This is a genomic window from Asticcacaulis machinosus, from assembly GCF_028550435.1.
GTDB lineage: Bacteria > Pseudomonadota > Alphaproteobacteria > Caulobacterales > Caulobacteraceae > Asticcacaulis > Asticcacaulis machinosus.
Window position 1 is genome coordinate 128,463 of sequence record NZ_JAQQKV010000003.1, and the last position, 24,863, is coordinate 153,325.

A 24,863-nucleotide genomic window follows, 5' to 3' on the forward strand; every position below is an offset into this window, starting at 1 on the left:
GGCGTGATCCGAAGAAGGCCCGTCATCGGCGCCTTCGCACTTAGATTTGGGGAGGGTTTTGCGGCCCGCAAGGTCAACTCATGAAAAATATTTTCCGATTTATGGGGCCGCTTTGAGGGATATGTTGCGGCGGAGCAAACTTGGCGCATATATAGGCCGTGCGCTTTGATGATCATTTCCTTGATGAGCTTAAAACCCGTCTGCGGCCGTCGGAGGTCATAGGCAAGAGCGTCAAGCTGCGTAAAAACGGCCGCGAATGGGTGGGGCTGTCGCCGTTTTCCAAGGAAAAAACCCCGTCATTTTATGTCAATGACGAGAAGGGTTTTTACCATGACTTTTCGTCGGGTAAGCACGGCGATATCATCTCCTTTATTCAGGAGACCGAGCGCTTAAGTTTCATGGAGTCAGTCGAAAAGCTGGCCCTCCAGGCCGGTATGTCAATGCCGGTTCAAACCCCGCAGGCGGCAGCGCAAGAGCAGAAAAAACAGTCCCTGACCGACTGGATGGAACTGGCGGGCAAATGGTTTTCTGCCCGGTTGCAGGACAAAAACCCGCACGCTCAGGCCGCCCGCGATTACCTGAAAAAACGCGGTCTGTCGGATGAGGATATCCATCATTTCGGCCTCGGTTATTCGCCCAAAGACCGCACGGCACTCAAGGACGCGCTGGTGCAAAAGGGCGCCAAGGTGGCTGACCTTGTGGAATGCGGGCTTTTGATATCGGTTGAGGGGGGCGGGGCGCCTTATGACCGGTTTCGTGACCGGCTGATGTTCCCGATCGAGGATCAGCGCTCAAAGATTGTCTCCTTTGGTGGTCGGGCGCTGAACCCGGACGAAAAGGCCAAATACCTCAACGGGCCGGAAACGCCTTTGTTCCATAAGGGCCAGATGCTGTATGGCCTGCCGGGGGCGCTCAAGATCATGGGCGCCAACCAGACCAAGGACTATGCCAGTGATCTGGTGGTGGTCGAAGGCTATATGGACGTGATCGCCTGCCAGCGCGCCCATGTGCCGGCGGTCGCCCCGCTTGGCACGGCCCTGACTGAAGAGCAGATCGACATATTATGGCGCCGGCACAATGAGCCGACCCTGTGCTTTGACGGCGATAAGGCCGGGATGCGGGCGGCGTCGCGCGCGCTGGATCGCGCCCTGCCCAAGCTGAAGCCCGGCCGGTCGTTTAAGGTCTGCTACCTGCCCGGTGGTCAGGACCCGGACGATATGCTGCGCGAAAAAGGCGCTCTGGCCCTGCGTGAGGCGCTGACGGTCACCCAGCCGTTTGTCGAGGTGCTGTTCCGGCGTGAGGCCGAGGTTGAGCCGCTGGATACCCCGGAAAAAAAGGCCGGTCTGAAAAAACGTTTGCGAGCTTTGTCGGCGCAGATCGAAGACAAGGATCTGGCTGACAGTTACCGGCAGGATTTGCTGGAGCGTCTGGACGCCCTGCTGGCCCCAAAACGGGCGGCCACGCAGTTATCAGGATTGGCGCGCACCCCTTGGCAACCCAAAGCGCCGTTCCGAAAAGGCGGCAAATATATGGAGCCGCCGATTCAGGCCACACAAGAGGGATTGGCGGCCTCTCAGAAGCTATCGCGCTCACTCGATCCGATGGCGTCGGCGCTGGCGCAAGGTATTATCGAACATCCCGACTGGCTTTTGGATGTGGTGGAGGTGCTGGAAGCCTATGGTTTTGGCGATGAGGAACTGGAAAAACTGGCAAAGACTTTGGTGTCTTTGAGTTTTATGCACGATATGAGCGAGGGAGGCCTTGACAGAGCGGCCTTAAACCGCCATCTGCAAAAGTCAGGACTTGGAGCATTGTTAAGCGAAGTACAGACGGCGGCCTTCAGATCAGGCGCGCCATTCCTCGCACCGGACATATCTCTCGCTAATGCTCATGCCCGCTGGTTACGAACGTTAAACGCACAGGCGCGTTTGACGGCGTTGGATCGCGAGTTTAAGGCTGGCTCAGGAGAACTTTTAACAAAAGTAGGCACTGAGACATATATGCGTCTTAAAACTGAGCGTGATGCCCTGCGGCGAAGTCTCATGAGCGGACATATTTGGGCGGACGACGTCGAAAAACCTTCTTAAGGTTAATACCTTGAAAAGATTTTTCTGACCAAGTTCTTGAAATCCCTTTGGGAAATAGCGCGCGTACGGATGTTGTCCGAAGCCGCAGCGGAGATGAAATTTTTATGAGCCAAGGTACGGATAAACCTGAAGCCGATACACCTTCCGACGGCCCCCTTCTCGACCTAACCGATGCCGGGGTAAAAAAGTTCATTAAGCAGGCGAAAGCCCGCGGCTATGTGACGATGGATGAACTGAATAAGGTTCTGCCTTCGGAAGAATTTACGTCAGAACAAATCGAAGATACCCTGGCCATGCTCACAGAGATGGGCGTGAATGTGGTCGATTCGGAAGAAGAGGCCGCTGAAGGCGGTGAGATCGCCGTGCGCGAAGAGGCGGGGGCTGTCGTTGAGACCGCCAAGACCTCGGCCTATGATCGCACTGACGACCCTGTGCGCATGTATTTGCGCGAAATGGGCTCGGTTGAGCTTTTGTCTCGCGAAGGCGAAATCGCCATCGCCAAGCGGATCGAGGCCGGTCGTGACACCATGATCCGCGGGCTTTGTGAATCGGCCCTGACCTTTGAAGCCATCATGGTGTGGCGCGAAGAACTGGGTTCCGGCCGTATTCTGCTGCGGGAGATCATCGACCTCGAAGGCACCTACGGCGGCAATACGCCCGATGGTCCGCCGCCGGGTGCGCTCGATGGCTCCGACGAAGAGGAAGAGGTTGCGGATGATGGTGTGATTGCCCTCAAAGCCACGCCTGCGCCGGTTATCAAGGCACCAGAGCCTGTGAAAGCGCCTGAACCCGTCAAGGAAATCGTCGAAGCCAAACCGGTAGAGGCCAAAAAGCCGAAATCCGGCGACGACGATGACGACGATGACTACGTCCCGATGGACGAAGAAGAGAAAAAGCCCGAAGTCGCCGAAGAAGACGACGAAGATGACTTCGACGACGGCGCCGGTCCGACCGTTTCGGCTATGGAATCGGAACTGCGCGACGGCGTGATGGAAACGCTGGATGCGATTGCCGGTGAGTTCGAGACCTATCGCCGGACGCAGGAAAAGATGCTGACGGCCAAGCTTGAGGGGCTGCCGCTCGATCCGAAAGACCGCGCTGCCTATGACGAAGTGACCGCGACCATCACCCGTCACCTCAAGACGCTGAAACTCAACAACCAGCGGATCGAAGCGCTGGTCGAGCAGCTTTATGCGATCAATAAGCGCCTGATGGGTTTAGAGGGGCGGCTGTTGCGGATGGCGGATTCCTACGGCATTTCGCGCACCGAGTTCCTGCAAGCCTATTATGGGCGTGAGCTTGACCCGCAATGGGCCGAAAAAGTGCGCGACATGGGCGTGCGCTGGCAAAAGTTCATCGACAACGAAGGTAGCGCCATTGCCCGTATTCGCGGCGATGTGATCCAGTTGGCGACCGATATGGGCGTGGCGGTCGATGATTACCGCCGCATCGTGCAAACCGTGCAAAAGGGTGAGCGCGAAGCCCGTCAGGCCAAGACCGAAATGGTCGAAGCCAACCTGCGCCTCGTGATCTCGATTGCCAAGAAATATACCAATCGCGGTTTGCAGTTCCTGGATCTGATTCAGGAAGGTAATATCGGCCTGATGAAGGCGGTTGATAAGTTTGAATATCGCCGGGGTTATAAGTTCTCGACCTACGCGACCTGGTGGATACGTCAGGCCATTACACGCTCGATCGCCGATCAGGCCCGCACCATCCGTATTCCGGTGCACATGATCGAAACGATCAATAAGATCGTGCGCACCTCGCGCCAGATGCTGCATGAAATCGGCCGCGAACCGACTCCGGAAGAACTGGCTGAAAAGCTGGCCATGCCGCTGGAGAAGGTGCGTAAGGTCTTGAAAATCGCCAAGGAGCCGATTTCGCTGGAGACCCCGATCGGGGACGAAGAGGATTCGCACCTTGGGGACTTTATCGAGGACAAGAACGCGATCCTGCCGATTGATGCGGCGATCCAGTCGAACCTTAGAGAGACGACGACCCGCGTTCTGGCGTCGCTGACGCCGCGTGAAGAACGCGTCCTGCGGATGCGCTTCGGGATCGGGATGAACACCGATCATACCTTGGAAGAAGTCGGTCAGCAATTTTCGGTTACCCGCGAACGTATCCGTCAGATCGAGGCCAAGGCGCTGCGCAAGCTTAAGCACCCGTCGCGTAGTCGGAAGCTGCGGTCGTTCCTCGACTCTTAAGTTACGGGGTTTGGGGCCCCGCGCTCAAGGAGCGAAGCGTTAGCGCACTAAAATGCGCCCCAAGTCTTTTTACTCAAAGAAAAAGCCTCGCTTATTAAAAGCGGGGCTTTTTCTTTGATTGCAGGTTTGTGGGGTCACAGACCCCACGCCCCTTAACTTAGGTGTCTGCAAACGGCGCACATTGCCGCTTTGGTTTTTGACGCGGGTGGGGGCATAATGGCGCAAACCCAAGGAGCCGCGCCATGACCCGTCTTGCCAACAAAATTGCCCTTGTCACCGGCGGGGCCAGTGGGATCGGAGAGGCGATTGTGCGGGCCTTTGTGGCCGAAGGGGCGACCGTTATCATCTCCGACATTGACCCCAAGGACGGGGAGGCGCTGGCGGCGGAGCTGGGCGATCAGGCCTCCTACATGCACCTAGATGTGGCGCTGGAATCCGAATGGATCAATGTCACAGATATCATCGCGGCCAAGTTCGGGGCGCTAAATATACTGGTGAATAATGCTGGGATTACCGGCAACGAAGGCGGAGGTGGGCGGCCTCATGATCCGGAACATACGGCCTTGGAGGATTGGCGTAAGGTCATGCACGTCAATCTGGATGGCACATTTTTAGGCTGCAAGCACGCCATTCGGGTGATGCGCGAAACGGGCTCAGACGGGTCGATCATCAATATGTCGTCGCGGTCGGGACTGGTCGGGATACCGCATCAGGCGGCCTATGCGGCCTCAAAAGCCGCGGTGCGCAATCACTCGAAAACCGTGGCACTGTACTGCGCCGAGCAGAACCTGAATATCCGCTGTAACTCGGTCCATCCGGCGGCGATCCAGACGCCTATGTGGGATGAGATCACTAAGAAGGGCAATCCGGATAAGATGAAGGCCGCCACCCCGCTGCACCGCTTCGGGCGGCCGGAAGAGGTGGCCGCCCTGGTGCTGCTTCTGGCGTCGGATGAAGCGACCTATATCACGGGGTCCGAGTTCAATATCGACGGCGGGATACTGGCCGGATCGTCGGCGTCACCGGAGTAAATCTCCTCCCCATCTAAGATGGGGAGGTGGATGCGAGCGTAGCGATGCAGACGGAGGGGTATTCCATAAGAAAGATACCCCTCCGCCTCGTAAACTCGGCACCTCCCCACATAGTGGGGCGGAGAAGATTAGACCAGTGTTATAATCTGCCACACGCCAAAGCCGACGAACATTGCGGATGCGGCCCAGCGGATATACTGCATCGGCACGACTTTCAGCACCTTATCGCCGAAGAAGACCGCCGGCACATTGGCCAGCATCATCCCCAAGGTCGTGCCGAACACGACGGCGATCAGGTTGTCATATTGAGCACCCAAAGCAACCGTGGCGATCTGGGTCTTGTCGCCCATTTCGGCCAGAAAGAACATGAGGGTGGTGGTGACGAACGGGCCGTAGTCTTTTTTGATTTCGCCTTCGCCCTCTTCGATTTTGTCGGGCACCAGAATCCATAAACCCAAGCCAATAAAGGCAATGGCGACCAGCCAGGGCATGTAAGCCTCGATGCCCAGCCCGCCGACAAAGGTGCCAACCCACGCCGCAAAGGCATGGTTGATCAGGGTGGCGACAAAAATGCCGAAGATGATCGGCGCCGGTTTGTGATACCGCGCGGCCAAGATCAGCGCCAGAAGCTGGGTCTTATCGCCGATTTCGCTGAGGGCGACGAGGGTGGTCGAGTGAAGAAAGGGTTCAAAAAAGGGAGGCATCAGATTTTCCGCGTGACCGGCCGGTCATAAGACATAACGATCTTCTGACGGCGGCCAATCACATCTGGCCGTCAGCGGATCGTTAGGTCTCACCTCGACTGTGTGGCCACAGACTGATAACGCCATGCCGATACCCGGCAAGTGTGTTGACGTTATCCACGCGGTTTAAATCGCGTGCGGTTACTCCCCTAAAGGATGCGGGCCTTATGAGGGATAAGGCCCGCTGGGTCAATAGACCACAAACACTAAACTTCGTAATCGACCATCAGGCGGTCAGACACGACCGAGCGCACAAAGGCGGCGGCTTCCTGATGGGCAGGGTGAACCTGATAGGCGTCAAGGGCTTCGCGCGAGGTGAACTCGGAATAGAGCACGATGTCGCCGGAAACGCCGGTGGCGGAGAAATCAATGCCGACTTCGATGAGGGTCAGGCCGTCGATCTTACCCTGAAGGCCTTCCAGAACCTGTTTCACCTTGGCCGCGTTCTCGGCTTTATTGTCGTCTTTCAGCTTCCACATGACGATGTGCTTGATCATCTTCAAATCCTTTTAGTGCGTTAGAATGAGCGCAATGGCGCTGAGGGTAAACAGGCTGATGGCCGTGCTTTGGGAAATAGCGATGGCGGCGTTTTCGTACCATGTGCCATAGATTTTGGTCTGGATAAACACGCTGACCGCCGTGGGAGTGGCGGCCAGCAGCACACCGGTTTTGAAAATGAGCGGCTCGGCATTCACGGCCCACAGCGCCACGGCCACAATGGCGGGGGCCAGCACGATCTTGGCGGCCACGGCGACCGCCGAAGACTTTTCAAACCCGAACAGGGTTTTCGCGGGCATCATGGCCAGCATCCCGCCCAGCGCAACCAAGGCCACCGGCGGACCGGACCGTCCCAGCATATCAAGCCCAGTCTGAAACACCGGCGGAAAGCGCACATGAAACAGCATGAGCACCAACCCCACGGCGCTGGCGATAATGGTCGGGTTCATGGCCGTGCGTTTTAAGGCCGCGCGGATTTTATGGCCTGATGACCACGCCAGCGCGGCACAGCCCAGACAAAACAACAGCAGGAAATCGACCGCGACGATCAGCGCGCCGATCTGACCCGCGGCCTGCCCGAACAGGCTGGTGGCGATGGGGATGCCGAGGAAGGCCGAATTATTGATAAAGCTGGCCATGCCCGCGCCAACCGCTTCGGTGCGCTCGGATTTCAACGCCGTCAAGGTGATGACGCTAACGCCAGCGCACACCATCATCGCCCCGGCATAGGTCAGGATCATCAGGCCGGTGTGGGCATCGGGCCGCGTCATCTGTGAGAAATAGGACAAAAGAAACGCCGGAAAGCCCAGCCAGTAGAAATAGGCCGACAGTCCATCAAGGCCATGCGCGGTCAGGCGTTTGGTCTTAACCAGCACGGCGCCCAGCCCGATCAGGCTGAAAAAAATCAGGACGCGCGCAACCGTTTCCAACATGGACGCTGTCCTTCCCGAACCGCATAACTGAGGGTGGCGTAAACCACCCGCAGCGGCCCGTAAAGCGGTTGCGGTGCAGCGCGGCAAAAAAACTTGCCGGATCGTCGTTTAAGTGAAAGTCTCATTTGTCACAAATTAAGAGGCTGGCTATGGATATGGATCGCCGTTTTGTTCTGATGGGGTTGGCGGGTGTGGCCGCACCATTGCCCACGTGGGCGCAAGGCTTAGAGGATCGCGTTGCAACTCTGGCGGCGCAGTATCAGCCAAAGGTCGTCGCCTGGCGGCGCGATATCCATCAGAACCCGGAACTATCTAACCGTGAGGTGCGCACCGGAAAACTGGTCGCTAAAGAACTGAAACGCATGGGCCTTAGCGTGCGCACGGGTCTTGCGGGCAATGGCGTAGTCGGCGTGCTGACCGGCGGGAAGCCGGGGCCTGCGGTCGCTTTGCGCGCCGATATGGACGCCCTGCCGGTGGAGGATAAGACGGGCGAGCCCTTTGCCTCCAAGGCTATGGGCGAATATGAAGGTAAGGCCGTGCCGGTCACCCATGCCTGCGGCCACGATGCCCATGTCGCCATGCTGCTGGGAGCGGCGGAGGTCTTAAGTCAGATGAAGGCCGACATATCGGGGGAGATTGTCTTTATCTTTCAACCGGCCGAAGAAGGCCCACCCAAGGGCGAAGAGGGCGGGGCCGATGTCATGATCCGCGACGGCGCGCTTACCAACCCCACGGTTAAATCCATTTTCGGCATCCATGTCTGGCCGGGAAAGACCGGCGAACTTTTGTACCGGCCCGAAGGCTTTATGGCCCAGACCGACCGGCTGGAGATCCAGCTTAAGGGCGTCCAGACCCACGGATCTCGGCCGTGGGACGGGGTCGATATCACGGCTCTGGCGGCCGATATCACCCAAACCATCAACCAGATTACCTCGCGCCGGCTGAACATCACCAAGGAGCCGACGGTGGTGACCATCTCGATCATGGAAGGTGGCTTACGCTATAATATCATCCCCGAAACCCTGCGGCTGGCGGGGACCATGCGCACGTTTTCAACGGCGCGGCGCGATGAAACCATCGAAAAAGTCACCAGGGCGGTCGAACAATTGGCGGCATCTTATGGGGCGACGGCCAAGGTCGAGTTCACCATGAATGCGCCCCTGACCTACAACGATCCGCAACTGTCGAAAGAGATATTCCCCGTGCTCGAAAAAGCTGCGGGTGCGGGCAAGGTCAGCGATAAGGCAACGCTGATTACTGGCGGCGAAGACTTTGCCGAATACCAAAAAGTGGTGCCGGGCGTGTTTTGTTTCTTAGGGATCGCCAAACCCGGCGAAGACCCTGAGAAAATCCCGCCCAACCATTCGCCCTATTTCAATATCTATGAACCGGCGATGGAGGTTGGGGTGCGCGCCCATGCCTTGGCGGCGCTGTTTATGCTGACGCGGGGGTAAACCGTTTTATTCGACCGGAGATTTGGCCCCGGAATTTGAAAGCGCCTTATCTTCGGGCGAAGGTGTCACCGGCATGGTGGCGGGCAGGTCATCCACGCCCGGCAAGCCCACGTGCATCAGTTGCCAGCCAAACAAGGTCTTGCGCTTCATGGTGAAGATGGTTTCGCCCTGCACCGGATGGGTGACCGACAGGCGGGTGCGGTCGGGGCTCCAGTACAGCACGTCCGGCACCGGCGGTTTATCGGTAAAGGTTTTGGGATCGACCTTATTGGCGTCTTTGCCGGCCCCTAAAGTCAAAGCCCATAAAGCGCGCGCGGTCAGGTATGAGTCGATATTGATGACCGGTGCGGGCTTGGTCATCGGCACGATAGCGGCGGCTACGGCCCCAATCGGGTCTTTCAGGAAACTGGGCGGCGGGGCGGCGATGCTGTCGCCATCCGCGGCGGTAATCAATTGCGCTTTCAGCGATGTGCGCACATCGTCAAACGCCACCAGTTCGGCCAGAGATTGAATATCCTCGGCTTCGGCGGAGGAACGCAGGTCGTAAAACGACCAGATCGGCCCGGCCAGAAACGCCGCCACAAAGGCCAGCAGCGCGAAAATAACGGTAAGCGGCAGTATCCGTGACACGAAGCGTCCCCCAATTTTGCCCGATCAGGCATCCCACCCGTTAACCATATCATGAGGCAGCCGGTCTGCGCACCTGCTTTTTTACGCCATTTGCGGCGTTTGCATAAACGGGCGCTGCACCGGCTGACGGGTGATGATCTTATGCACAAACGCCAGCTTTTCCTTGACACGCGGTGACAGGATAAAGGGGTAGAGCGGGCGCTCGCCCATCGAGGCGTGGATGGAGTTTATCGCCACACTGAGCGGTATCCAGGTCTCGGCCAGACGCTCGAAATCGAGAACCGTATAGGGGTCGAAATCGACATCGGCGGCTATGTTTTCATGGTGCGGGGCCTTTAGCGCCATGCCGTAGCAATGGGCGGTCTCCAGCGCGTCGATGATATGCAGGCAATGCGCAAACGATTCCGCGAAATCCTCCCACGGGTGCATGGAGGCGTAGGCCGAGATATATTGGTTTTGCCAGTTCGGCGGCGTGCCATTGGCATAGTGGTTTTGGATGGCGGTGTCGTAATCGATGCGGTCGTCGCCAAAGACAGCACGGCATTCCTCCAGCAGCCCGCCATCACGCACCATCTTGTTCCAGATGAAATGCCCGATTTCATGCCGGAAATGGCCGAGTAGGGTTCGGTAATGCTCATTCATCTGACTGCGCACCGTCTCGCGGGTCAGATCATCGGCTTCGGCAGCACGGATGGAGATCAGGCCCTCATCATGGCCGGTCATGGCGGCCTTATGGTGGCCATCGGCGGTGATCTCATCCTCAAGGAAATCAAAGGCCAGCCCGCCACTGGGGTCGGTATCGCGGCCCTGCGCCGGCAGGTTCCATTTCAGGAATGAATAGAACAGGTGGCGCTGGGCCTCGGAAATGCGGCGCCAGTTGTCGAGGCTGTTGGGCACAAAGCGGTTATAGCGGCAGGCGCGGCAAAAATCGTTAGGGTCTTCGGCCCCGACCGTCCAGTTGCAGACATCGGTAACCGCATTGGCGCAAAAGCGTTGACTGGCCGAACCACCTACCGGCTTCCAGAACGGCTCGCTGACCGGCTCCATCGCGCACAGTTCCTGAAGCTGCGGCACAAAGCCCAGTCGGTAGCCGCAGTTCACGCAATTACGGTTGTGGAAATAGACCGTATTCTGACAGTTGCTGCAGGTGAAGATTTTCATGGGTTGAGGCTCTGAACTCTATGGTTTTACGAGTGTAATAGGTTGGCCTCACCCGGAAAGCCATCTTGTCTTTTAGTGTGTTTTATAAGGCAGGCGTAAGGATTACGTCAGACGGAAAACCGCAAATTCCGGTGCCGGGCTGATCCACTGATCGGCAATTGTCCATCCAGCGGCGGTGGCCAGACGGGCGAAGAATGCCACCGTGAACTTATGGGAATTTTCGGTGTGAAAGCGCTCAAACGCCGTGAATGTAAAGGCCTGACCGGCGGCGCGCACTATCTGATCTTTGCGGCTGACCAGGTGCATTTCGATGCGCTCATGTTCCGGGTTCCACACCGCCAGATGATCAAAGCTATTCACGTCGAAATCGCCACCCAGTTCACGGTTGATACGGGTGAGCAGGTTCTTGTTAAACGCGGCAGTCACCCCCTGGGCATCATCATAGGCCGCCTGAAGCGTCGCTTCATCCTTGACCATATCCACACCGATAATCAGTTGGCTGTCCGGGCCCAACACGTCACGGGCATTGCTCAGGAAGGTGACCGCGGCGTCATGACTGAAATTGCCAATGGTCGAGCCGGGAAAAAATCCGACTTTCGGGTGATGGCGCACCATATCCGGCAGGGCCACAGGCGCGGTGAAATCGCCGGAAACCGGTAAAATATCAAGCTTTGGGTAATCTGCTCTCAGCCGTGCGGTCGCGCCGTTCAGGGCATCAAGACTGATGTCGATCGGGACATAGGCCGATATCTGCGGGGCCGCGTCGAGCATGATCTTGGTCTTGGTGCTGGCACCGCTGCCGAACTCGATCAGAGCCGCGTTCGGAGGGATCATGGCCGCAATCTCAGGGGCAATCTGGCGCAAAAGGGATGTCTCCGTGCGCGTCGGATAGTATTCCGGCAATTCGCAGATGGCCTCAAACAGATCTGAGCCTGCCGCATCATAGAAATATTTGGGCGACAGGGACTTCGGGGTGGCCGACAATCCGGCGATCACATCGGCGGCGAACTCATTACCGTCAAACCGTTGCAGTTTAACGTCCCGCGCCAACCGCACACCGGAAAACAGCCAGCGCTTATCCGGCGCAAAAAAGTTGCGATAGGTCGGGCGGGCATGGCCTTGGGGGGTGACGCTGGCCCCGCCACGTAAGGTCATCTGACCCGACATGAACTTGCCGTTATATTCGCCGACCGCGCCGACACCGGGCGTAAAGCCGGGATAGGGAAGGTAGGCGCTGTTCGTCCATTGCCAGGCGGTATCGTGGGCCTGTTCCAACGCACCCGCCACTGCCGCCAATTCCCACTCGGCTTCGGTCGGCAGACGCGCGCCCGCCCAAGTGGCGAAAGCTGCGGCTTCATAATAGCTGATGTGCGTGACCGGCGCGTCTGGTTGCAGCGGCTGCAATCCGCGCAAGGACATCACCTGCCAGTTATTGCCATCAGCTTGCCAGTACAGCGGCGCATCCCAGCCCTGAGCCTGCACTGTTGCCCAGCCGTCCGACAGCCACAGGTCGGCCCGCCGGTAACCACCATCATTCATGAACTCAAGCCATTCGCCATTGGTCACCAGCCGGTCGGCGATCTCAAACGGTTCCAGCCAGACCTTATGGCGCGGGCGTTCATTATCAAACGCAAAGCCGTCATTACCGGCACCGATCTCAACCAGCCCGCCATCCAGCCGCACAAACTGTCCGCGTCGTCCGGTTGCTGGCTGCGCCCAGCGCGGGTTATAGGCCGGTTTGAGCGGAGACTGGGCCAGCAAATGCAGCACATCCATGCACAACAGTTCCTGATGCTGTTCTTCGTGGGCCAGCCCAAGCTCAAGCAAATCGGTGACTTCCGGCGATAGATCCGACGACAGAAAAACCGACATATGATTATCGACATGGCGGCGATACTCCAGCACAGCCTCCAGAGACGGGCGGGTCAGAAGCCCCCTTTGCGCGCGTGGCTGGCGCGGGCCCAGCGCCTCATAATAGGAGTTGAACAGGTAGCCAAACGCCGGATCAAAGACCTGATAACCATCTAAACGACTTAAGATAAAGGTCTCAAAAAACCATGTGATGTGCGCCAGATGCCATTTGACGGGGCTGGTGTCCGGCATGGACTGCACCACCATGTCCTCAGGCGTCAGAGGGGCTATCAGGGCCTCGGTGTACCTGCGTACCTTCAGATACCGCTCAAGATGGAGATTTCCAGACACCGAAGGTTCGGTAGCCGGGCGGTAGAGCGTATCCATATTCTGCGTCCTTTAAGGCGGGTGAGGCGCGACTATTGGCAAGGTGTCATAAGTTTTAAATCGGATACTGAGCACATGAGAGACTAACACCACACCTTGCCACATTTTTGAAATTCACGAAATTGTGCTTATGGGGCAGTGCAACCCTCCGGTACTATTCGCCCGTTGGTCGCGTGATATGGGCGTAAGGGGGCGCGTTTAGGTCTAAGCGACAACGGTGCCCGTTTCTGACAGCAGTGATTTCGCAGAGGGGCAAAGGATCATGATATTTATAGTGACATTTCTGATGGGCGTCGTTGCGGGCCTGCGGGCCATGACGCCGCTGGCGGCCGCGTCGTGGGCGGCGTATCTGGGCTGGGTCAGCGTGGCGGGGACGCCGCTTGAATTTATGGGCAATCAGTGGACGCCGTGGATATTCACGGTGCTGGCCTTAGGCGAGCTGATTACCGATCAGTTGCCGCAAACCCCCAGCCGTAAGGTGCCGGTACAGTTCGGGGCGCGTCTGGTCTCCGGCGCTCTGGCCGGGGCGACCCTGGCGATCGGTGTAGGTGCGCTAATTCCGGGGATAGTCTTAGGCATCATCGGGGCTGTGGCGGGTACCTATGGCGGGGCGTCTGTGCGGGCAAAGCTTGCGGCACGGTTCGGCAAGGATTTGCCGGCCGCCCTGATCGAAGATGCCGTGGCGGTGTTTGGCGCTTTGGCTCTGATCCATTTCGTCTAAGGGGGCACTGTGGCAGAGTTTCCTGGGGCAGAGTTTGACGCGATCATTATCGGTGCCGGTCAGGCGGGGCCGTCGCTGGCCGGGCGATTGACGCAGGCCGGGCAAAAGGTGGCCATTATTGAGCGCAAGCTGTTCGGTGGCACCTGCGTCAATACCGGCTGCATGCCGACCAAGGCGCTGGTCGCCAGCGCCTATGCCGCTCATCTGGCTCGTCGCGGCGGGGACTATGGCATCAGTGTGGGCAATGTGTCTGTCGATATGAAGGTGGTCGCGGCCCGCGCCCGTAAGGTCACGCTGGATGCGCGCGGCAATGTCGAGGGCTGGCTCAAAGGGATGGACGGCTGCACGGTGTTTGAAGGCCATGCGCGGTTTACTGGCCCAAAAACGATCAGCATTAACGGTCAGGATATCTCCGCCCCTAAAATCTTTCTTAATGTTGGCGGACGGGCAGCCATTCCCGATATTCCGGGATTGGACGGGGTAGAGTACCTGACCAACACCTCGATCGTGACGCTGGATCATCTGCCGGACCATCTGATTGTCATCGGTGGCAGCTACATCGCGCTGGAGTTTGCGCAAATGTATCGGCGTTTTGGGGCGCAGGTCACGGTTATCGAACGCGGCACCCGCCTGATCGCGCGGGAGGATGCGGATGTGTCCGAGGCCGTGCGCGATATCCTTGCGGGTGAGGGGATTACGGTCCACACCGGCATCGAAGATCTGGCTGTCGCTCAAACCGGCGGGGTCATCAGCGTGACGTTTGGCGGCCAGACGGTGCGCGGCTCCCATCTGCTGGTGGCGACGGGACGCCGGCCCAATACTGATGATCTGGGGCTGGAGGCGGCGGGGGTAAAAACCGATGCGCGCGGCTATATTACGGTTGATGACGGTCTTAAAACCTCGGTCGACGGTATCTGGGCGATGGGAGACTGCAACGGGCGCGGCGCGTTTACCCACACGGCCTATAACGATTTTGAAATCATTGCCGCCAATTTGCTGGATGGAGCGTCACGGAAGGTCAGCGACCGGATTTTGGGCTATGCGCTCTATATCGATCCGCCGCTGGGGCGGGTCGGTATGACGGTGGCGGAGGCTGAAAAAACCGGCCGTCCACTATTGGTCTCAACCCGTCCGATGACCCGTGTTGGGCGCGCGATCGAGAAAGGCGAAACCAAAGGCTTTATGAAGGTCGTAGCCGATGCGGATACGAAAAAAATTCTCGGTGCAGCGATCTTAGGCACCGGCGGCGACGAAGCCATTCACGGCATACTGGATATGATGAATGCTGGGGCGACGGTTGATCAATTGCAATGGGCCGTGCCGATACACCCGACCGTGTCGGAGCTTATTCCGACGCTTTTGGGGGATTTAAAACCGTTCTGAGCGCATTGCAAAAAGTGTTAAGCGGTTTTTGTAATAAATGCGCGTTGAACAAAAAATAGAGCATATGTCGATCAATTTGATCAACATGTGCTCTGGTGGTTGAACTCACACCTAAAACCATGATCTATGAGGGGATACTCAATTTTGTCAGGAGTTCCCATGAAGACGGTTGCCGCATTTGCCTTGGTGGGCGCGATTGTAATGGGAGCCTCGCCCGCTCTTGCACAAACTCAGGCGGCCGATCCGGTGGCGCAGGGACAGCGGGTGTTTCTGGCGTGCAAGACCTGCCACACATTAGAGGCGGGCGGTAAGGACGGGGCGGGGCCAAACCTGAATGGCCTGTTTGGTAAAAAAGCCGGCACAGTCTCCAAGGGCTTCAACTACTCCCCGGCTTTGAAAGCCTATGGCAAGGTGTGGGATGACGCGACGCTGGATGCTTATCTGGCCAACCCTACCAAGGCGGTGCCGGGCACCAAGATGGTCACCCGTGCCCCCGCCGATCCGGCCCGTCGTGCGGCCCTTATTCAGTATCTGAAATCGGCCACACGCTAGAGCAGAATGATTTTTGAAGGAGTCATTTTGCATTTTTGTATACGATCACAAACTCACACCAAAATGTAACATGAGTTGAAGTTGATCAGATCTGAAAAAACTTGCAACTTTGTGCGTCGCAGCATATTGTGAGGATGTTCAGCGTTTCGACGCTGATTGCCCTTCCTGGGCGTTTCCTCCCTGTAGACTTTAGCCGGACCTCGTGTCCGGCTTTTTTTTGCCTGTAATTTATCAGGAAAATAAACCGCCGAAACCCTGTCCGGCGGTTTTAAAATTATGGCAGTTGTGGTGCCGGGGTCAGCGGGCTGTCCATTGGACTATCAGAATCCGTCGTAACCCGGCCTTCTTCAGGGATCAGAAATACCGGCATCAAACGGCGCGGCGTTGCCTTGGCTGTGATAAAGGCTACCGGCACAGACAGCATCAGCGCAAAGGCCGCACCCGCCGTCATAATCAGGGTTTCCGGCGCAAAGATAGACGCAACCAGCAACAGCCCCATGCCGATCAGGGTGTGGGCGGTAAAGCGGCGCGCCAGTTCATCGGCGGAGACTTCGTACTCTGAGCGACGCTGCGATTTCCAGCCGCTTTTGCGTCCGGACAGGATCGAGGCGACCATAAAGGCATGGCTGATCATCACCACTGGCGCAATCAGGGTCGATAACACCGTCTCGATAATCAGGCTGAACGTGGCGCGCACAGCTCCGCCAAATCCCGCGCGGGTGTCCGGATCGCGCAACACAACAATCGCGGCCAGAACCTTAGGCAGGATCAAAAAGCTCATGGTCACAGCAAACAGTCCGGCCATTGGCCCGACCGACGTAGCGGCGGGCGTGATATCGGCGGCGGCCAGAGCCGCACCTGTGCCTACCATCGCAACCCACATCGGGGCCAGCAGATAGGTAAACACCCCGCGCAGCAGGTGGAAGCGGTTGATCCAGTGCAGACCTGATGCGCCGACCACGGCGGCATGTTGCAGATTGCCCTGACACCAGCGGCGGTCACGGCCCAGTGTATCCATCAGGCTGGGCGGGCTTTCTTCATAAGACCCATCAAGGTGCGGGGCCATGTGCACGGCCCAGCCGGCGCGCCTCAGCAGGGCGGCCTCAACAAAGTCGTGGCTCATGATATGGCCACCAAACGGCGCGCGGCCCGGCAGGTGCGGCAGACCGGCAGCTTCGGCAAAAGCACGGGTGCGAATGATGGCGTTGTGGCCCCAGAAATTACCCTCGGACCCCGACCACCAGGCAATGCCGCAGGCGGCGACCGGCCCGTAAAGACGCGCGGCAAACTGTTCGCAACGCGCAAACAGGCTTTTGCGGTTAATCAGGCGTGGCGCGGTCTGGATCAGGCCGACGCGGGGATGGCGCTCCATCCCGCCCGCCAGACGCACCAAGGTGTTGCCGCTCATTAAACTATCGGCATCGAGCACGATCATGTGGGCATAGGCGGCGCCATGACGGCTGACCCAGTCGGCAATGTTTCCGGCCTTTCGATCCGTATTGATCGGGCGGCGGCGGTAATAGATACGCGGCGCACCGCTTAGGCGCTGCATCTTGAGGAAGGCGGTGCGCTCCGTCTCTGCTGCGACCGGATCCTGCGTATCGCTCAGGACAAAAATATCAAACCGGTTGCCCTGAAGGGTGGCGATCAGGGAATGACGGATGGTGTCGAGCCGCCCCACGACCGCATGGGCGTCCTCATTACAGATCGGCATGAGAATAGCGGTGTGTTGCCTCAGTAGCGGCACCGGCCCGTCCGGAAACAGGCCCAGATCGTCCTGACGCGTAAGGTATACCCACACACCGGCGAGAGACGAGATAAAGGCAAAGGCCATCCAGGTGAACAGAAAGCCTGCCAGACCCAGAAACAGCATCTCCAGCGGGTGAAAGCCCTGATAGCTCAGGCTTTGCGCCAGCACGCCGATGCCGGTCGCCCCGATCAGCAGCGACAGGCCAAAGATGAACAGCCGCCGCCAGATCATGTGGCGCGGTGAGGTCGGGATGAGCGCCGATGACAAGGCACCTTCGGTCAGGGACTGCACCGGCATGTCGAGCGGGGCCCCAGACGGCATGACCGGCGTATGAGGTTCGGTCACCGGCTGGCGGGCACCAAAGGTCTGGCTCAGTCGTTGACCGGCAAATCTCAGTAAGTCCATCTGAACATCCATGTTTCCGTGAGCGCCGTAGCGTCTTTGTGCAGGGCCAGCCGCAGGTCCGCTGTTTTTGCCTGTTCGGGTTGGAGGTGACCCAATTCCAGGTGAAACGAGGCGCGGATTACGCCGCGATCGTTTAGGGTTTGCAGCCTGACGGCGCTTAAGGTGCCTGCGGACGATTCCGCCACGGGGTTGAGGGTTTCGGCGTCGATGCCTTTCAGGGCAAAATCGACGATGAAGACGCGTCCGCTGCCGTTGATGTCATGGCCGGTGCGGGTCTGAACCACGCGACCTAACTGGGCGGGAAGGGATGCCACTGACGGCGCGCCCCATGTGACCGTATAATTGAAACTGTGGGCGCGACGGGGCGAAAGCGGGGTGGCGGGCCGCCAGAAGGCCACAATATTGTCAAACCCCTCAGTATTGGATGGCAACTCAATCAGATGCACCGCGCCCTTGCCCCAATCACCTTTTGGGGTGACATAGCCGCTGGGGCGCAGGTCGTAGCGGGCTTCGTAATCCTCAAAGACGGCTTGCGACTGCTCACGCTGCATCAGGCCAAAGCCGTGCGGATCAGTGTCCTGAAACGCGCTTTCCTCGACGCGCGGCGGATTGGCGAGGGCGCGCCAGATGGCCTCATCGCTGCCGGTGCGAAGTTGCAAGCCGTCGGCGTCATGGACGGCCCCTCTGAAATCATCGAAGCCGCCCTGATCGGCGGGGCCGTACAGATACATGGCCGTCAGCGGGGCAATGCCCACCATATCGAGTGTCACCCGCGGATAAAGAGTGCATTCAATGTCATAAACGGTCGCCGTGCCCGGTGTGATCTTGAACGCATAGGCGCCGGTCACACTGGGGCTATCGAGCAGGGCATAGACCTGAACGGATGGATCGCCCGCCTTGGGGCGCACAATCCAGTAGCTGCGAAAGATCGGAAATTCTTCGCCGCGCGCGCTGGCGGTCGCGAGCGCCAGACCGCGTCCGGACAGGCCGTAAGTCTGGTTTGCGGCTAGTGAGCGGAAATAGCTGGCCCCCAGAAACACCGCCATCTCATCCATGCCGGGGATATTATGGGCGTGAATGCGAAAACCGGCATATCCGATATCACCGGCAGGGGCCGAGGCCGAGCGCGGATCGAAGGTGAACTGGGCGGTCTCATACCGGAACGGAACCGCCTTGCCGTCATGGACTTCAAAAATGTCGATGCGTTCGCGGCTCAAACCGCCGCGATGAAAAAATTCGAGGTGATAGCCTAAGCCTGCCTGTTTCCACGGCCCGTGCTCAGGTAAAAAGCGGATGCCGCGATAGGCATCGTAGCCGAGGCTGGCCAGTTCTTCGGGCAGTTCGCTTGACGGCGGGACGTAAGCCTTGCGGGCGGTGTTACGGGCCAGATCGATGACGGTCTGAAAACCGAAGCCCGTGAAACTGAAATCCGGGGCGCTAATTGCGCGTGCGGGTTTAAGCGTCGCTGCAATGACAGCCGCCGCACTGATCCCGCTCACAAACTGGCGTCGTTTCAAACTCATTCTATCCCCAAAACACACAATTCTCGTCACCTGACCGCGGCTGCGTTCAGGTCGTAAGCAAGCGGCACACCCTGAAAAGGGCCATGCAGCGGGTCATTAATGATCCGTCTGATGATGTTGTGCTCAGAGGTCGCCCCCTGAACCCGCTGTCTTATGCAGCGAACGGAAACCGTCGGCGGGCCTTTAAGGTCATGAGGCATCGCTGTAGGTTCGATTAATGGCCTTGAGTTACCTCGGCGTCCCTATTTCCGGGAAACCACAGACAACGTCTCAGAGGACACAAACCGGGGAGGAATACAGCGCCTGCCTTAAAAAGGCCGCCGTCCGTGTCGCAATCCTTAAGACGCAATTAACCAGTTACGGTTTTGGGTTGTAAAAATTCGATAAGGAACGCACGTCAACTACAACAAAGGCGAATTATGAACGGTTGATTTCGCCTGTTTGGTGTCAAATCTGACACACTCAAACACGGTCAGGTGTGGCTTTTAGGGTGATTTTTCACCGCCTGCTATGCCAAATCATGACCATCAGCAGGCGAGGTCAGGTGTATGGTCTTACCAAAAAATCGCTATATCTGACACAGCGTGTTGAAGTCTGGGAATTTTTAGAGTCATATGTGCGCCAGAGTCAGGCAGCCGCGCACAGACGCGGTCATAATCGGTCACTACGTCGCTGAGTGATCGAACACATAAAAAAGCGGCAACACGGGATATTGCACTGCGGGCCATGTACGGTCGCAGAAAAGGGAACGCTATGACTGAAACGACGGGCGGCGCTACGGCCCCGCAGCCGGCTATGCCAGAGAGCCGGATGAGCAAATATCGCTGGGTGATTGTCACCCTTTTGTTTATCGCTATCGGTATCAACTATATCGACCGCCAGATGATCGGTATTCTGAAGGGCACGCTTCAGGAAGATCTGAAATGGACGGAAATCGAATATGCCAATATCGTTTTCTGGTTTCAGTGCGCCTACGCCATCGGCTTTCTGACCTTTGGGCGGGTTATCGATAAGGTCGGTGTTAAGATCGGCTATGCGGTCGCTTTTACCATCTGGACGATTGCCTCAATCGGTCATGGCCTGATCCATACGGTAACGCAGTTTGCTCTGGCCCGCTTTGTTCTGGGCTTTGGCGAATCGGGCAGCTTCCCGTCGTCGCTTAAGGCCGTCTCGGAGTGGTTCCCGCAGAAAGAGCGCGCTCAGGCCGTTGGTATTTTTAACGCCGGTACGGCGATGGGCCCGATCATTACCCCGCTTCTGGTGCCGGCGATTACGCTGGCGTTCGGTTGGCGGGCCGCCTTTATCTCTATCGGTATCGTGACCGCCGTATGGCTGGTCGCGTGGTTGCTGATGTACCGTCAGCCGGAAAAGCACCCTAAGGTCAATGCCGCCGAACTGGCGCACATCCGCTCCGATGTTGATCAGCACTCCGGTGAAGCGATCGAGAAAATTTCGTGGTTCAAGCTTTTGACCTTCCGCGGCACCTGGGCCTATGCGCTGGGTAAGTTCCTGACCGATCCGATCTGGTGGCTTTATCTGTTCTGGCTGCCGGACTTCTTGGGCAAGGCCTATGGCCTCGACCTCAAAAGCTTCGGCCCACCGCTGATTGCCATCTATATTCTGGCCGATGTGGGATCTGTTGCCGGCGGCTGGTCGTCGTCAAAACAGATTCAGGCGGGCCGTACGCCTAATGCGGCGCGCAAGACCACCATGCTGCTGTGCGCTTTTGCGGTCATCCCCATCGTGTTTGCCCAGTTCGTGGGTAACCTGTGGGGCGCTGTGGCCATCATCGGTCTGGCGGCTGCCGCGCACCAGGCGTGGTCAGCCAACCTGATGACCCTGCCGTCGGATATTTTCCCCAAGGCGGCGGTGGCTTCGGTCATCGGTATCGGTGGTATGTCGGGGGCTATCGGCGGTATGCTGATGACCACCTATAACGGCTATATCCTTGAGTTCTTCGGCTCCTATCAGCCGATCTTCATCGTGGCGGGCAGTGCCTATCTGGTGGCGATTACGGTTATCCACCTGCTGACCCCGAAGCTGCAACGGGTGCCGATCGAGAAGATCCGGGTCGGCTAAACCGGACAGGACTACATCAGGACTACATATAGAGCGGAATGGCAACATTCCGCTCAAGCCGCCATTGCGGCGGCGGCCAAGGTGGCGCAGCCACCGCCCGCCCCAAAGACTAAAATACAGGGGACTAAATAAAGCGTCGCTCTCATTATTGAGGGCGGCGCTATTTTTTTAATAAACGCCTGACGATGCCCTGTCCCTTGTGGACGATGGTGTGCTCGATCGTATTGGGTCGGCCCGCCAGCCCCCAGACGGTAAAGACGACAAGCACATATATGATGAGGGCGGGGGCGACGACTAATCCGATGCTGATGACCTCAAGGAATATCCCCTTATCGAACCAGACCCGCGGTTTCAGGCCATAAATTGTCGCCGCCATCGCCGCAAGTCCTAACAAATAAGGGACTAAAGCGCCGATCTGGTCGCGGATTTTAAGCCCGATAAGGGTGCGCACGCTGAACATCGAAAAGATCACGACCGCCGTGGCGGCTATGGCCTGAGTGGCTATCGCGCCATAAACGCCGTATTGGCTGGCGGCAAACAGCATGATCGGCAGCTTGACGGCCAGTTCGGCGATCCCGCGCATCGACACGAACTGGTTGCGGTTCAGCACCATCGCCAGACACGGCAGCGGAAACGACGGCAGGACAATCATCGCTGTCAAAGCCAGCGCGGTAAGGTATGGGGCGGCTTCCAGCCACTTATCCCCGAACAGCACATTCAACACCGGCGTCGACAGCATGGCCAGCGACAGCAAAACCGGCGTAATCAGCATTGGTATCCCGGCTGAGGCCTTAAGATAGGCAGCCCCCAGATCCTTCGGTGACTGGATCAGGGTCGCAAAGGCGGCATTGATCGGCCCGATGGTGGGCAGGGCAATGGCCTGATAGGGGATGTTGACCATGTCGGTGGCGGCGGTGAACCGGCCAAACGGCACAAGGTCGATGTAGCGCGGCAGGATCAGGCGGTCCATCTGCCAGTTTACGGACGATATAAACTGCGTCAGCGTGCTCCAGCCGACGACATTGGCAAAGCGCGGCCATTCCTTAAAGGTAAGCGACGGCTTCATCGGCGCAAACACATAGGTCAGTGTGACAAACACGACCGCCGTGGTTATGGTGCCGATCGCCAGCGCCCAGTAGCTGCGGGTCAGGATGGCAACCGTGGCGACCGCGATCAGCGATACCGACTTTGACGCCACATCCAGTATGAAGCTTTTGCTGAAATCAAAGCGCTTGGCAAACAGGATCAGACGGGGGCTAATCAGGCCGCGCATAACCGGAGAAATAGCCAGACAGGCAATCAGCGGCAAAAGGCGCGGCTCATTGTAAAACAGCGACATGGGCAAAGCCAGCGCTCCCAGCACCGTCGCCACAATCAGGCTGCGCATCAGGCCGAGCGTAAAGGCCGTGTTGAACATGTCATCGGTCAGATGATCTTCGCGTAACAAAACCGTCGTGATCGGCAGATCCAGCACGGTCTCGACAATAAACACCGCCGTCATGGCCATCGCCACCAGCCCGAAATCGGCGGGCCCTAAAAAACGCGCCAGAATAAGCAGGGCTACGAAATCGAGCACCTTGGCCATAAGGCGCCCGCTGATCGACCACGCCCCGGCCTTGGCGGTGCGGCCTGATAGTGAAGGATTGGCAGGGGGAGTATCGCCGGAGGAGGGGGCGGGCTGGGTGGTCATCAGGTTTCCGGCACAGGGTTTAGCGGAGGGTACATCTTTGGCTATTGGCATATAGCTTTTGGGCAAGGCAAGTCAGTAATACCGTAATCGCAACCGGTTAGGATTTCGCTACTCTCAAAAGGTGTGCTCTGTGCGCCACAGGCTCAGGCGCGCAGTGTCGCGACTGTAATTTACATAAATCTGTCACATGTCCATGTCGGTTCTGTCACATAGCGCTCCTATAAGCCCCCCTTAAGGCATGACCTATGTGTGGGGGAGAGCGGTCTTCGCTCTTCGACGCCTGTGAAACGTTGGAGACAAAGACATGATCAAGTCCAGAAAATTTCGTATCGCCCTGATGACCGGTGGTGCGGCCCTCGGTGTAGCCCTGACGCTGGCCGCTTGCGGTGGCGCTGATGGCGTAGCTTCTCCGGGTGAAGGCATCCTCGTCGGTGGCGGTTCGTCGTCGTCTTCCAGCTCATCCAGCTCCAGCGGCGCTGCCGGCGCCTGCCCGACCGGTCTGCTCGATGCCGGTCTGATCGCGAACAATACCCTGCGCGCCTGCCAGTTGCCAAACCTGATCACTGGCAGCCTGACCCTGAATAAGGTCGCGGGCGTGGCCTACTCCATCAACGGTCGCGTTCAGGTCGGTGACGATCTCGGTGCCAACCCGGCGGCCCCGCTGGCCGGCACCAAGGGTACGCTGACCATCGCGCCGGGCGTGAAAATCTTCGGTTCGGCCGGTCTGGACTATCTGATCATCAGCCGCGGTTCGCAAATCTTCGCGTCGGGCACCGCCGCTGATCCGATCATCTTCACTTCCAAGCAAGGGATTGAGGGCACCGCTGGTGCTAACGCCATCGGCCAATGGGGCGGTCTGGTTCTGGCCGGTCGCGCACCGTCCAACGTCTGCCCGGCCGGTGTGACCCCGCCGAACGTTGCCTGTTCTGAAGGTCAGGTCGAAGGCACCAACGCCTTCTACGGCGGCAACACGGCTAACGACAATTCCGGTATCCTGAAGTATGTCCGCGTTCAGCATTCGGGCTTTGAAGTTCTGCCGGCCAAGGAACTGAACGGCATCACCTTCGCGGGCGTCGGTTCGGGCACCACGGTTGAGTATGTTCAGGTGCATAACTCGTCCGACGACGGCATGGAAATGTTCGGTGGTACGGTCAACCTGAAGCACATCATCCTGACCGGCAACGACGACGACAGCCTTGACACCGACAACGGCTACCGCGGCGCAGTCCAGTTCCTGATCGTTAAGCAGCGTGACAACGGCGGTGACCGCCTGTTTGAAATGTCCTGCGCCGGTAACGCGGCTTTCTGCTCGCACCCGATGATCTCCAACGCCACCCTGATCCGCCGCTCGTCGGTCGCGTCTAACGGTCTGGAACTGAACACCGGTACCGACCTAACCCTGATCAACTCGGTCATCCATAACACCTCGGCCACCACCACGACCGGCATCCGCATCACCGACGCGGCGACCCAAACGGCGGCCCCGACCTTCTCTTCGGTCTATATGTCGGGCTTTGCCACCCAGTTCGCCTCTTCGGGCAACACGGCGGCGATCTTCAATGGCGGCACCAACAATACCGCCAACGGCACCTCGACCCTGGCTGACTTTGTCAACGGCGCTAACGAAACCGCCGTCACGGTCACTCCGGCGACCGCCGTCAACGCCGTCTTCTCGAACGTCACCTATGTCGGCGCCGTTCGTAACTCGGCTGACACCTGGTGGCAGGGCTGGTCCTGCGGTCTGGACTCCAACCCTTGCTAATCGCGTCTTAAGCG

18 protein-coding genes and 1 riboswitch are annotated in these 24,863 nt (G+C 58.3%); of the genes, 9 read left to right on the forward strand and 9 right to left on the reverse strand.

The features are described 5' to 3' along the window. Window positions 1-158: 158 nt before the first annotated feature. From dnaG to PQU98_RS14165, 3 genes are all read left to right on the forward strand, one after another. Window positions 159-2,087, forward strand: a complete 1,929-nt coding sequence (dnaG, locus tag PQU98_RS14155) for a DNA primase (RefSeq protein ID WP_272745608.1) — start codon at window positions 159-161, stop codon at window positions 2,085-2,087. Between the two features lie 104 nt (window positions 2,088-2,191). Continuing rightward, window positions 2,192-4,297: an RNA polymerase sigma factor RpoD gene (gene rpoD, locus PQU98_RS14160; protein WP_272745609.1), complete on the forward strand. Its 2,106-nt coding sequence runs from the start codon at window positions 2,192-2,194 to the stop codon at window positions 4,295-4,297. Window positions 4,298-4,539: 242 nt separating this feature from the next. Next, window positions 4,540-5,328 carry a glucose 1-dehydrogenase gene (locus tag PQU98_RS14165; protein ID WP_272745610.1) on the forward strand — a complete coding sequence of 263 codons (789 nt, stop codon included), beginning with the start codon at window positions 4,540-4,542 and terminating at the stop codon, window positions 5,326-5,328. Window positions 5,329-5,456: 128 nt separating this feature from the next. On the opposite strand, the gene PQU98_RS14170 is transcribed toward PQU98_RS14165, so the two are convergent. The 3 genes from PQU98_RS14170 to PQU98_RS14180 all read right to left on the reverse strand — a co-directional run bounded on the left by PQU98_RS14170 (window position 5,457) and on the right by PQU98_RS14180 (window position 7,501). Beyond that, window positions 5,457-6,032, reverse strand: a complete 576-nt coding sequence (locus PQU98_RS14170; RefSeq protein ID WP_272745611.1) for a TMEM165/GDT1 family protein — start codon at window positions 6,030-6,032, stop codon at window positions 5,457-5,459. A 14-nt stretch (window positions 6,033-6,046) separates the two neighbouring features. After that, window positions 6,047-6,227: riboswitch (yybP-ykoY riboswitch) on the reverse strand. Between the two features lie 50 nt (window positions 6,228-6,277). Continuing rightward, the gene (locus PQU98_RS14175; RefSeq protein ID WP_272745612.1) at window positions 6,278-6,568 is read right to left on the reverse strand and encodes a Dabb family protein; all 291 of its coding nucleotides are present in this window, start codon (window positions 6,566-6,568) and stop codon (window positions 6,278-6,280) included. A 12-nt stretch (window positions 6,569-6,580) separates the two neighbouring features. Further along, window positions 6,581-7,501 (reverse strand): AEC family transporter, encoded by a 921-nt coding sequence (locus PQU98_RS14180; protein WP_272745613.1) that lies wholly within the window; start codon window positions 7,499-7,501, stop codon window positions 6,581-6,583. Between the two features lie 149 nt (window positions 7,502-7,650). On the opposite strand from PQU98_RS14180, the gene PQU98_RS14185 reads away from it, so the two are divergent. Further along, window positions 7,651-8,955, forward strand: a complete 1,305-nt coding sequence (locus PQU98_RS14185; protein ID WP_272745614.1) for an amidohydrolase — start codon at window positions 7,651-7,653, stop codon at window positions 8,953-8,955. A 6-nt stretch (window positions 8,956-8,961) separates the two neighbouring features. On the opposite strand, the gene PQU98_RS14190 is transcribed toward PQU98_RS14185, so the two are convergent. From PQU98_RS14190 to egtB, 3 genes are all read right to left on the reverse strand, one after another. Continuing rightward, a complete protein-coding gene (locus tag PQU98_RS14190) occupies window positions 8,962-9,585 on the reverse strand; it encodes a DUF2939 domain-containing protein (protein ID WP_272745615.1) in 624 nt (207 codons plus the stop codon). Window positions 9,586-9,666: 81 nt separating this feature from the next. Continuing rightward, window positions 9,667-10,746: a zinc-binding metallopeptidase family protein gene (locus tag PQU98_RS14195; protein ID WP_272745616.1), complete on the reverse strand. Its 1,080-nt coding sequence runs from the start codon at window positions 10,744-10,746 to the stop codon at window positions 9,667-9,669. Between the two features lie 102 nt (window positions 10,747-10,848). Next, complete coding sequence (gene egtB, locus PQU98_RS14200; RefSeq protein ID WP_272745617.1) at window positions 10,849-12,984, reverse strand: ergothioneine biosynthesis protein EgtB; 2,136 nt, start codon at window positions 12,982-12,984, stop codon at window positions 10,849-10,851. Between the two features lie 262 nt (window positions 12,985-13,246). Between egtB and PQU98_RS14205 the strand changes: the two genes are divergently transcribed. From PQU98_RS14205 to PQU98_RS14215, 3 genes are all read left to right on the forward strand, one after another. Then, on the forward strand, window positions 13,247-13,705 hold the full coding sequence (locus tag PQU98_RS14205; protein ID WP_272745618.1) for a DUF4126 family protein: 459 nt from the start codon (window positions 13,247-13,249) through the stop codon (window positions 13,703-13,705). 9 nt (window positions 13,706-13,714) lie between these two features. Then, the gene (locus PQU98_RS14210) at window positions 13,715-15,088 is read left to right on the forward strand and encodes an FAD-containing oxidoreductase (RefSeq protein ID WP_272745619.1); all 1,374 of its coding nucleotides are present in this window, start codon (window positions 13,715-13,717) and stop codon (window positions 15,086-15,088) included. Between the two features lie 159 nt (window positions 15,089-15,247). Further along, a complete protein-coding gene (locus PQU98_RS14215) occupies window positions 15,248-15,640 on the forward strand; it encodes a c-type cytochrome (RefSeq protein ID WP_272745620.1) in 393 nt (130 codons plus the stop codon). A gap of 274 nt (window positions 15,641-15,914) precedes the next feature. Here the strand turns inward: PQU98_RS14215 and mdoH are convergent, their stop codons facing one another. Both mdoH and PQU98_RS14225 read right to left on the reverse strand, forming a co-directional pair. After that, on the reverse strand, window positions 15,915-17,795 hold the full coding sequence (mdoH, locus tag PQU98_RS14220) for a glucans biosynthesis glucosyltransferase MdoH (RefSeq protein ID WP_272745621.1): 1,881 nt from the start codon (window positions 17,793-17,795) through the stop codon (window positions 15,915-15,917). Further along, a complete protein-coding gene (locus tag PQU98_RS14225; protein WP_272745622.1) occupies window positions 17,783-19,318 on the reverse strand; it encodes an OpgD/OpgG family glucan biosynthesis protein in 1,536 nt (511 codons plus the stop codon). The genes mdoH and PQU98_RS14225 overlap by 13 nt, the downstream gene beginning before the upstream one ends. Window positions 19,319-20,071: 753 nt before the next feature. Here PQU98_RS14225 and PQU98_RS14230 point away from each other — a divergent pair. Next, entirely contained in the window at window positions 20,072-21,397 is a 1,326-nt protein-coding gene (locus tag PQU98_RS14230) for an MFS transporter (RefSeq protein WP_272745623.1), read from the forward strand. A gap of 160 nt (window positions 21,398-21,557) precedes the next feature. Here the strand turns inward: PQU98_RS14230 and PQU98_RS14235 are convergent, their stop codons facing one another. Continuing rightward, window positions 21,558-23,087, reverse strand: a complete 1,530-nt coding sequence (locus PQU98_RS14235; protein ID WP_272745624.1) for an oligosaccharide flippase family protein — start codon at window positions 23,085-23,087, stop codon at window positions 21,558-21,560. Window positions 23,088-23,391: 304 nt separating this feature from the next. Between PQU98_RS14235 and PQU98_RS14240 the strand changes: the two genes are divergently transcribed. Continuing rightward, on the forward strand, window positions 23,392-24,849 hold the full coding sequence (locus PQU98_RS14240) for a beta-helix domain-containing protein (protein WP_272745625.1): 1,458 nt from the start codon (window positions 23,392-23,394) through the stop codon (window positions 24,847-24,849). Window positions 24,850-24,863 lie beyond the last annotated feature (14 nt).

Bases quoted from the DNA above. Each gene is read 5' to 3' on its own strand.
- rpoD (WP_272745609.1), top strand. From the start codon at position 2,192: ATGAGCCAAGGTACGGATAAACCTGAAGCCGATACACCTTCCGACGGC.
- PQU98_RS14165 (WP_272745610.1), top strand. From the start codon at position 4,540: ATGACCCGTCTTGCCAACAAAATTGCCCTTGTCACCGGCGGGGCCAGT.
- PQU98_RS14170 (WP_272745611.1), bottom strand. From the start codon at position 6,032: ATGCCTCCCTTTTTTGAACCCTTTCTTCACTCGACCACCCTCGTCGCC.
- PQU98_RS14175 (WP_272745612.1), bottom strand. From the start codon at position 6,568: ATGATCAAGCACATCGTCATGTGGAAGCTGAAAGACGACAATAAAGCC.
- PQU98_RS14180 (WP_272745613.1), bottom strand. From the start codon at position 7,501: ATGTTGGAAACGGTTGCGCGCGTCCTGATTTTTTTCAGCCTGATCGGG.
- PQU98_RS14185 (WP_272745614.1), top strand. From the start codon at position 7,651: ATGGATATGGATCGCCGTTTTGTTCTGATGGGGTTGGCGGGTGTGGCC.
- PQU98_RS14195 (WP_272745616.1), bottom strand. From the start codon at position 10,746: ATGAAAATCTTCACCTGCAGCAACTGTCAGAATACGGTCTATTTCCAC.
- egtB (WP_272745617.1), bottom strand. From the start codon at position 12,984: ATGGATACGCTCTACCGCCCGGCTACCGAACCTTCGGTGTCTGGAAAT.
- PQU98_RS14205 (WP_272745618.1), top strand. From the start codon at position 13,247: ATGATATTTATAGTGACATTTCTGATGGGCGTCGTTGCGGGCCTGCGG.
- PQU98_RS14215 (WP_272745620.1), top strand. From the start codon at position 15,248: ATGAAGACGGTTGCCGCATTTGCCTTGGTGGGCGCGATTGTAATGGGA.
- mdoH (WP_272745621.1), bottom strand. From the start codon at position 17,795: ATGGACTTACTGAGATTTGCCGGTCAACGACTGAGCCAGACCTTTGGT.
- PQU98_RS14225 (WP_272745622.1), bottom strand. From the start codon at position 19,318: ATGAGTTTGAAACGACGCCAGTTTGTGAGCGGGATCAGTGCGGCGGCT.
- PQU98_RS14230 (WP_272745623.1), top strand. From the start codon at position 20,072: ATGACTGAAACGACGGGCGGCGCTACGGCCCCGCAGCCGGCTATGCCA.
- PQU98_RS14235 (WP_272745624.1), bottom strand. From the start codon at position 23,087: ATGACCACCCAGCCCGCCCCCTCCTCCGGCGATACTCCCCCTGCCAAT.
- PQU98_RS14240 (WP_272745625.1), top strand. From the start codon at position 23,392: ATGATCAAGTCCAGAAAATTTCGTATCGCCCTGATGACCGGTGGTGCG.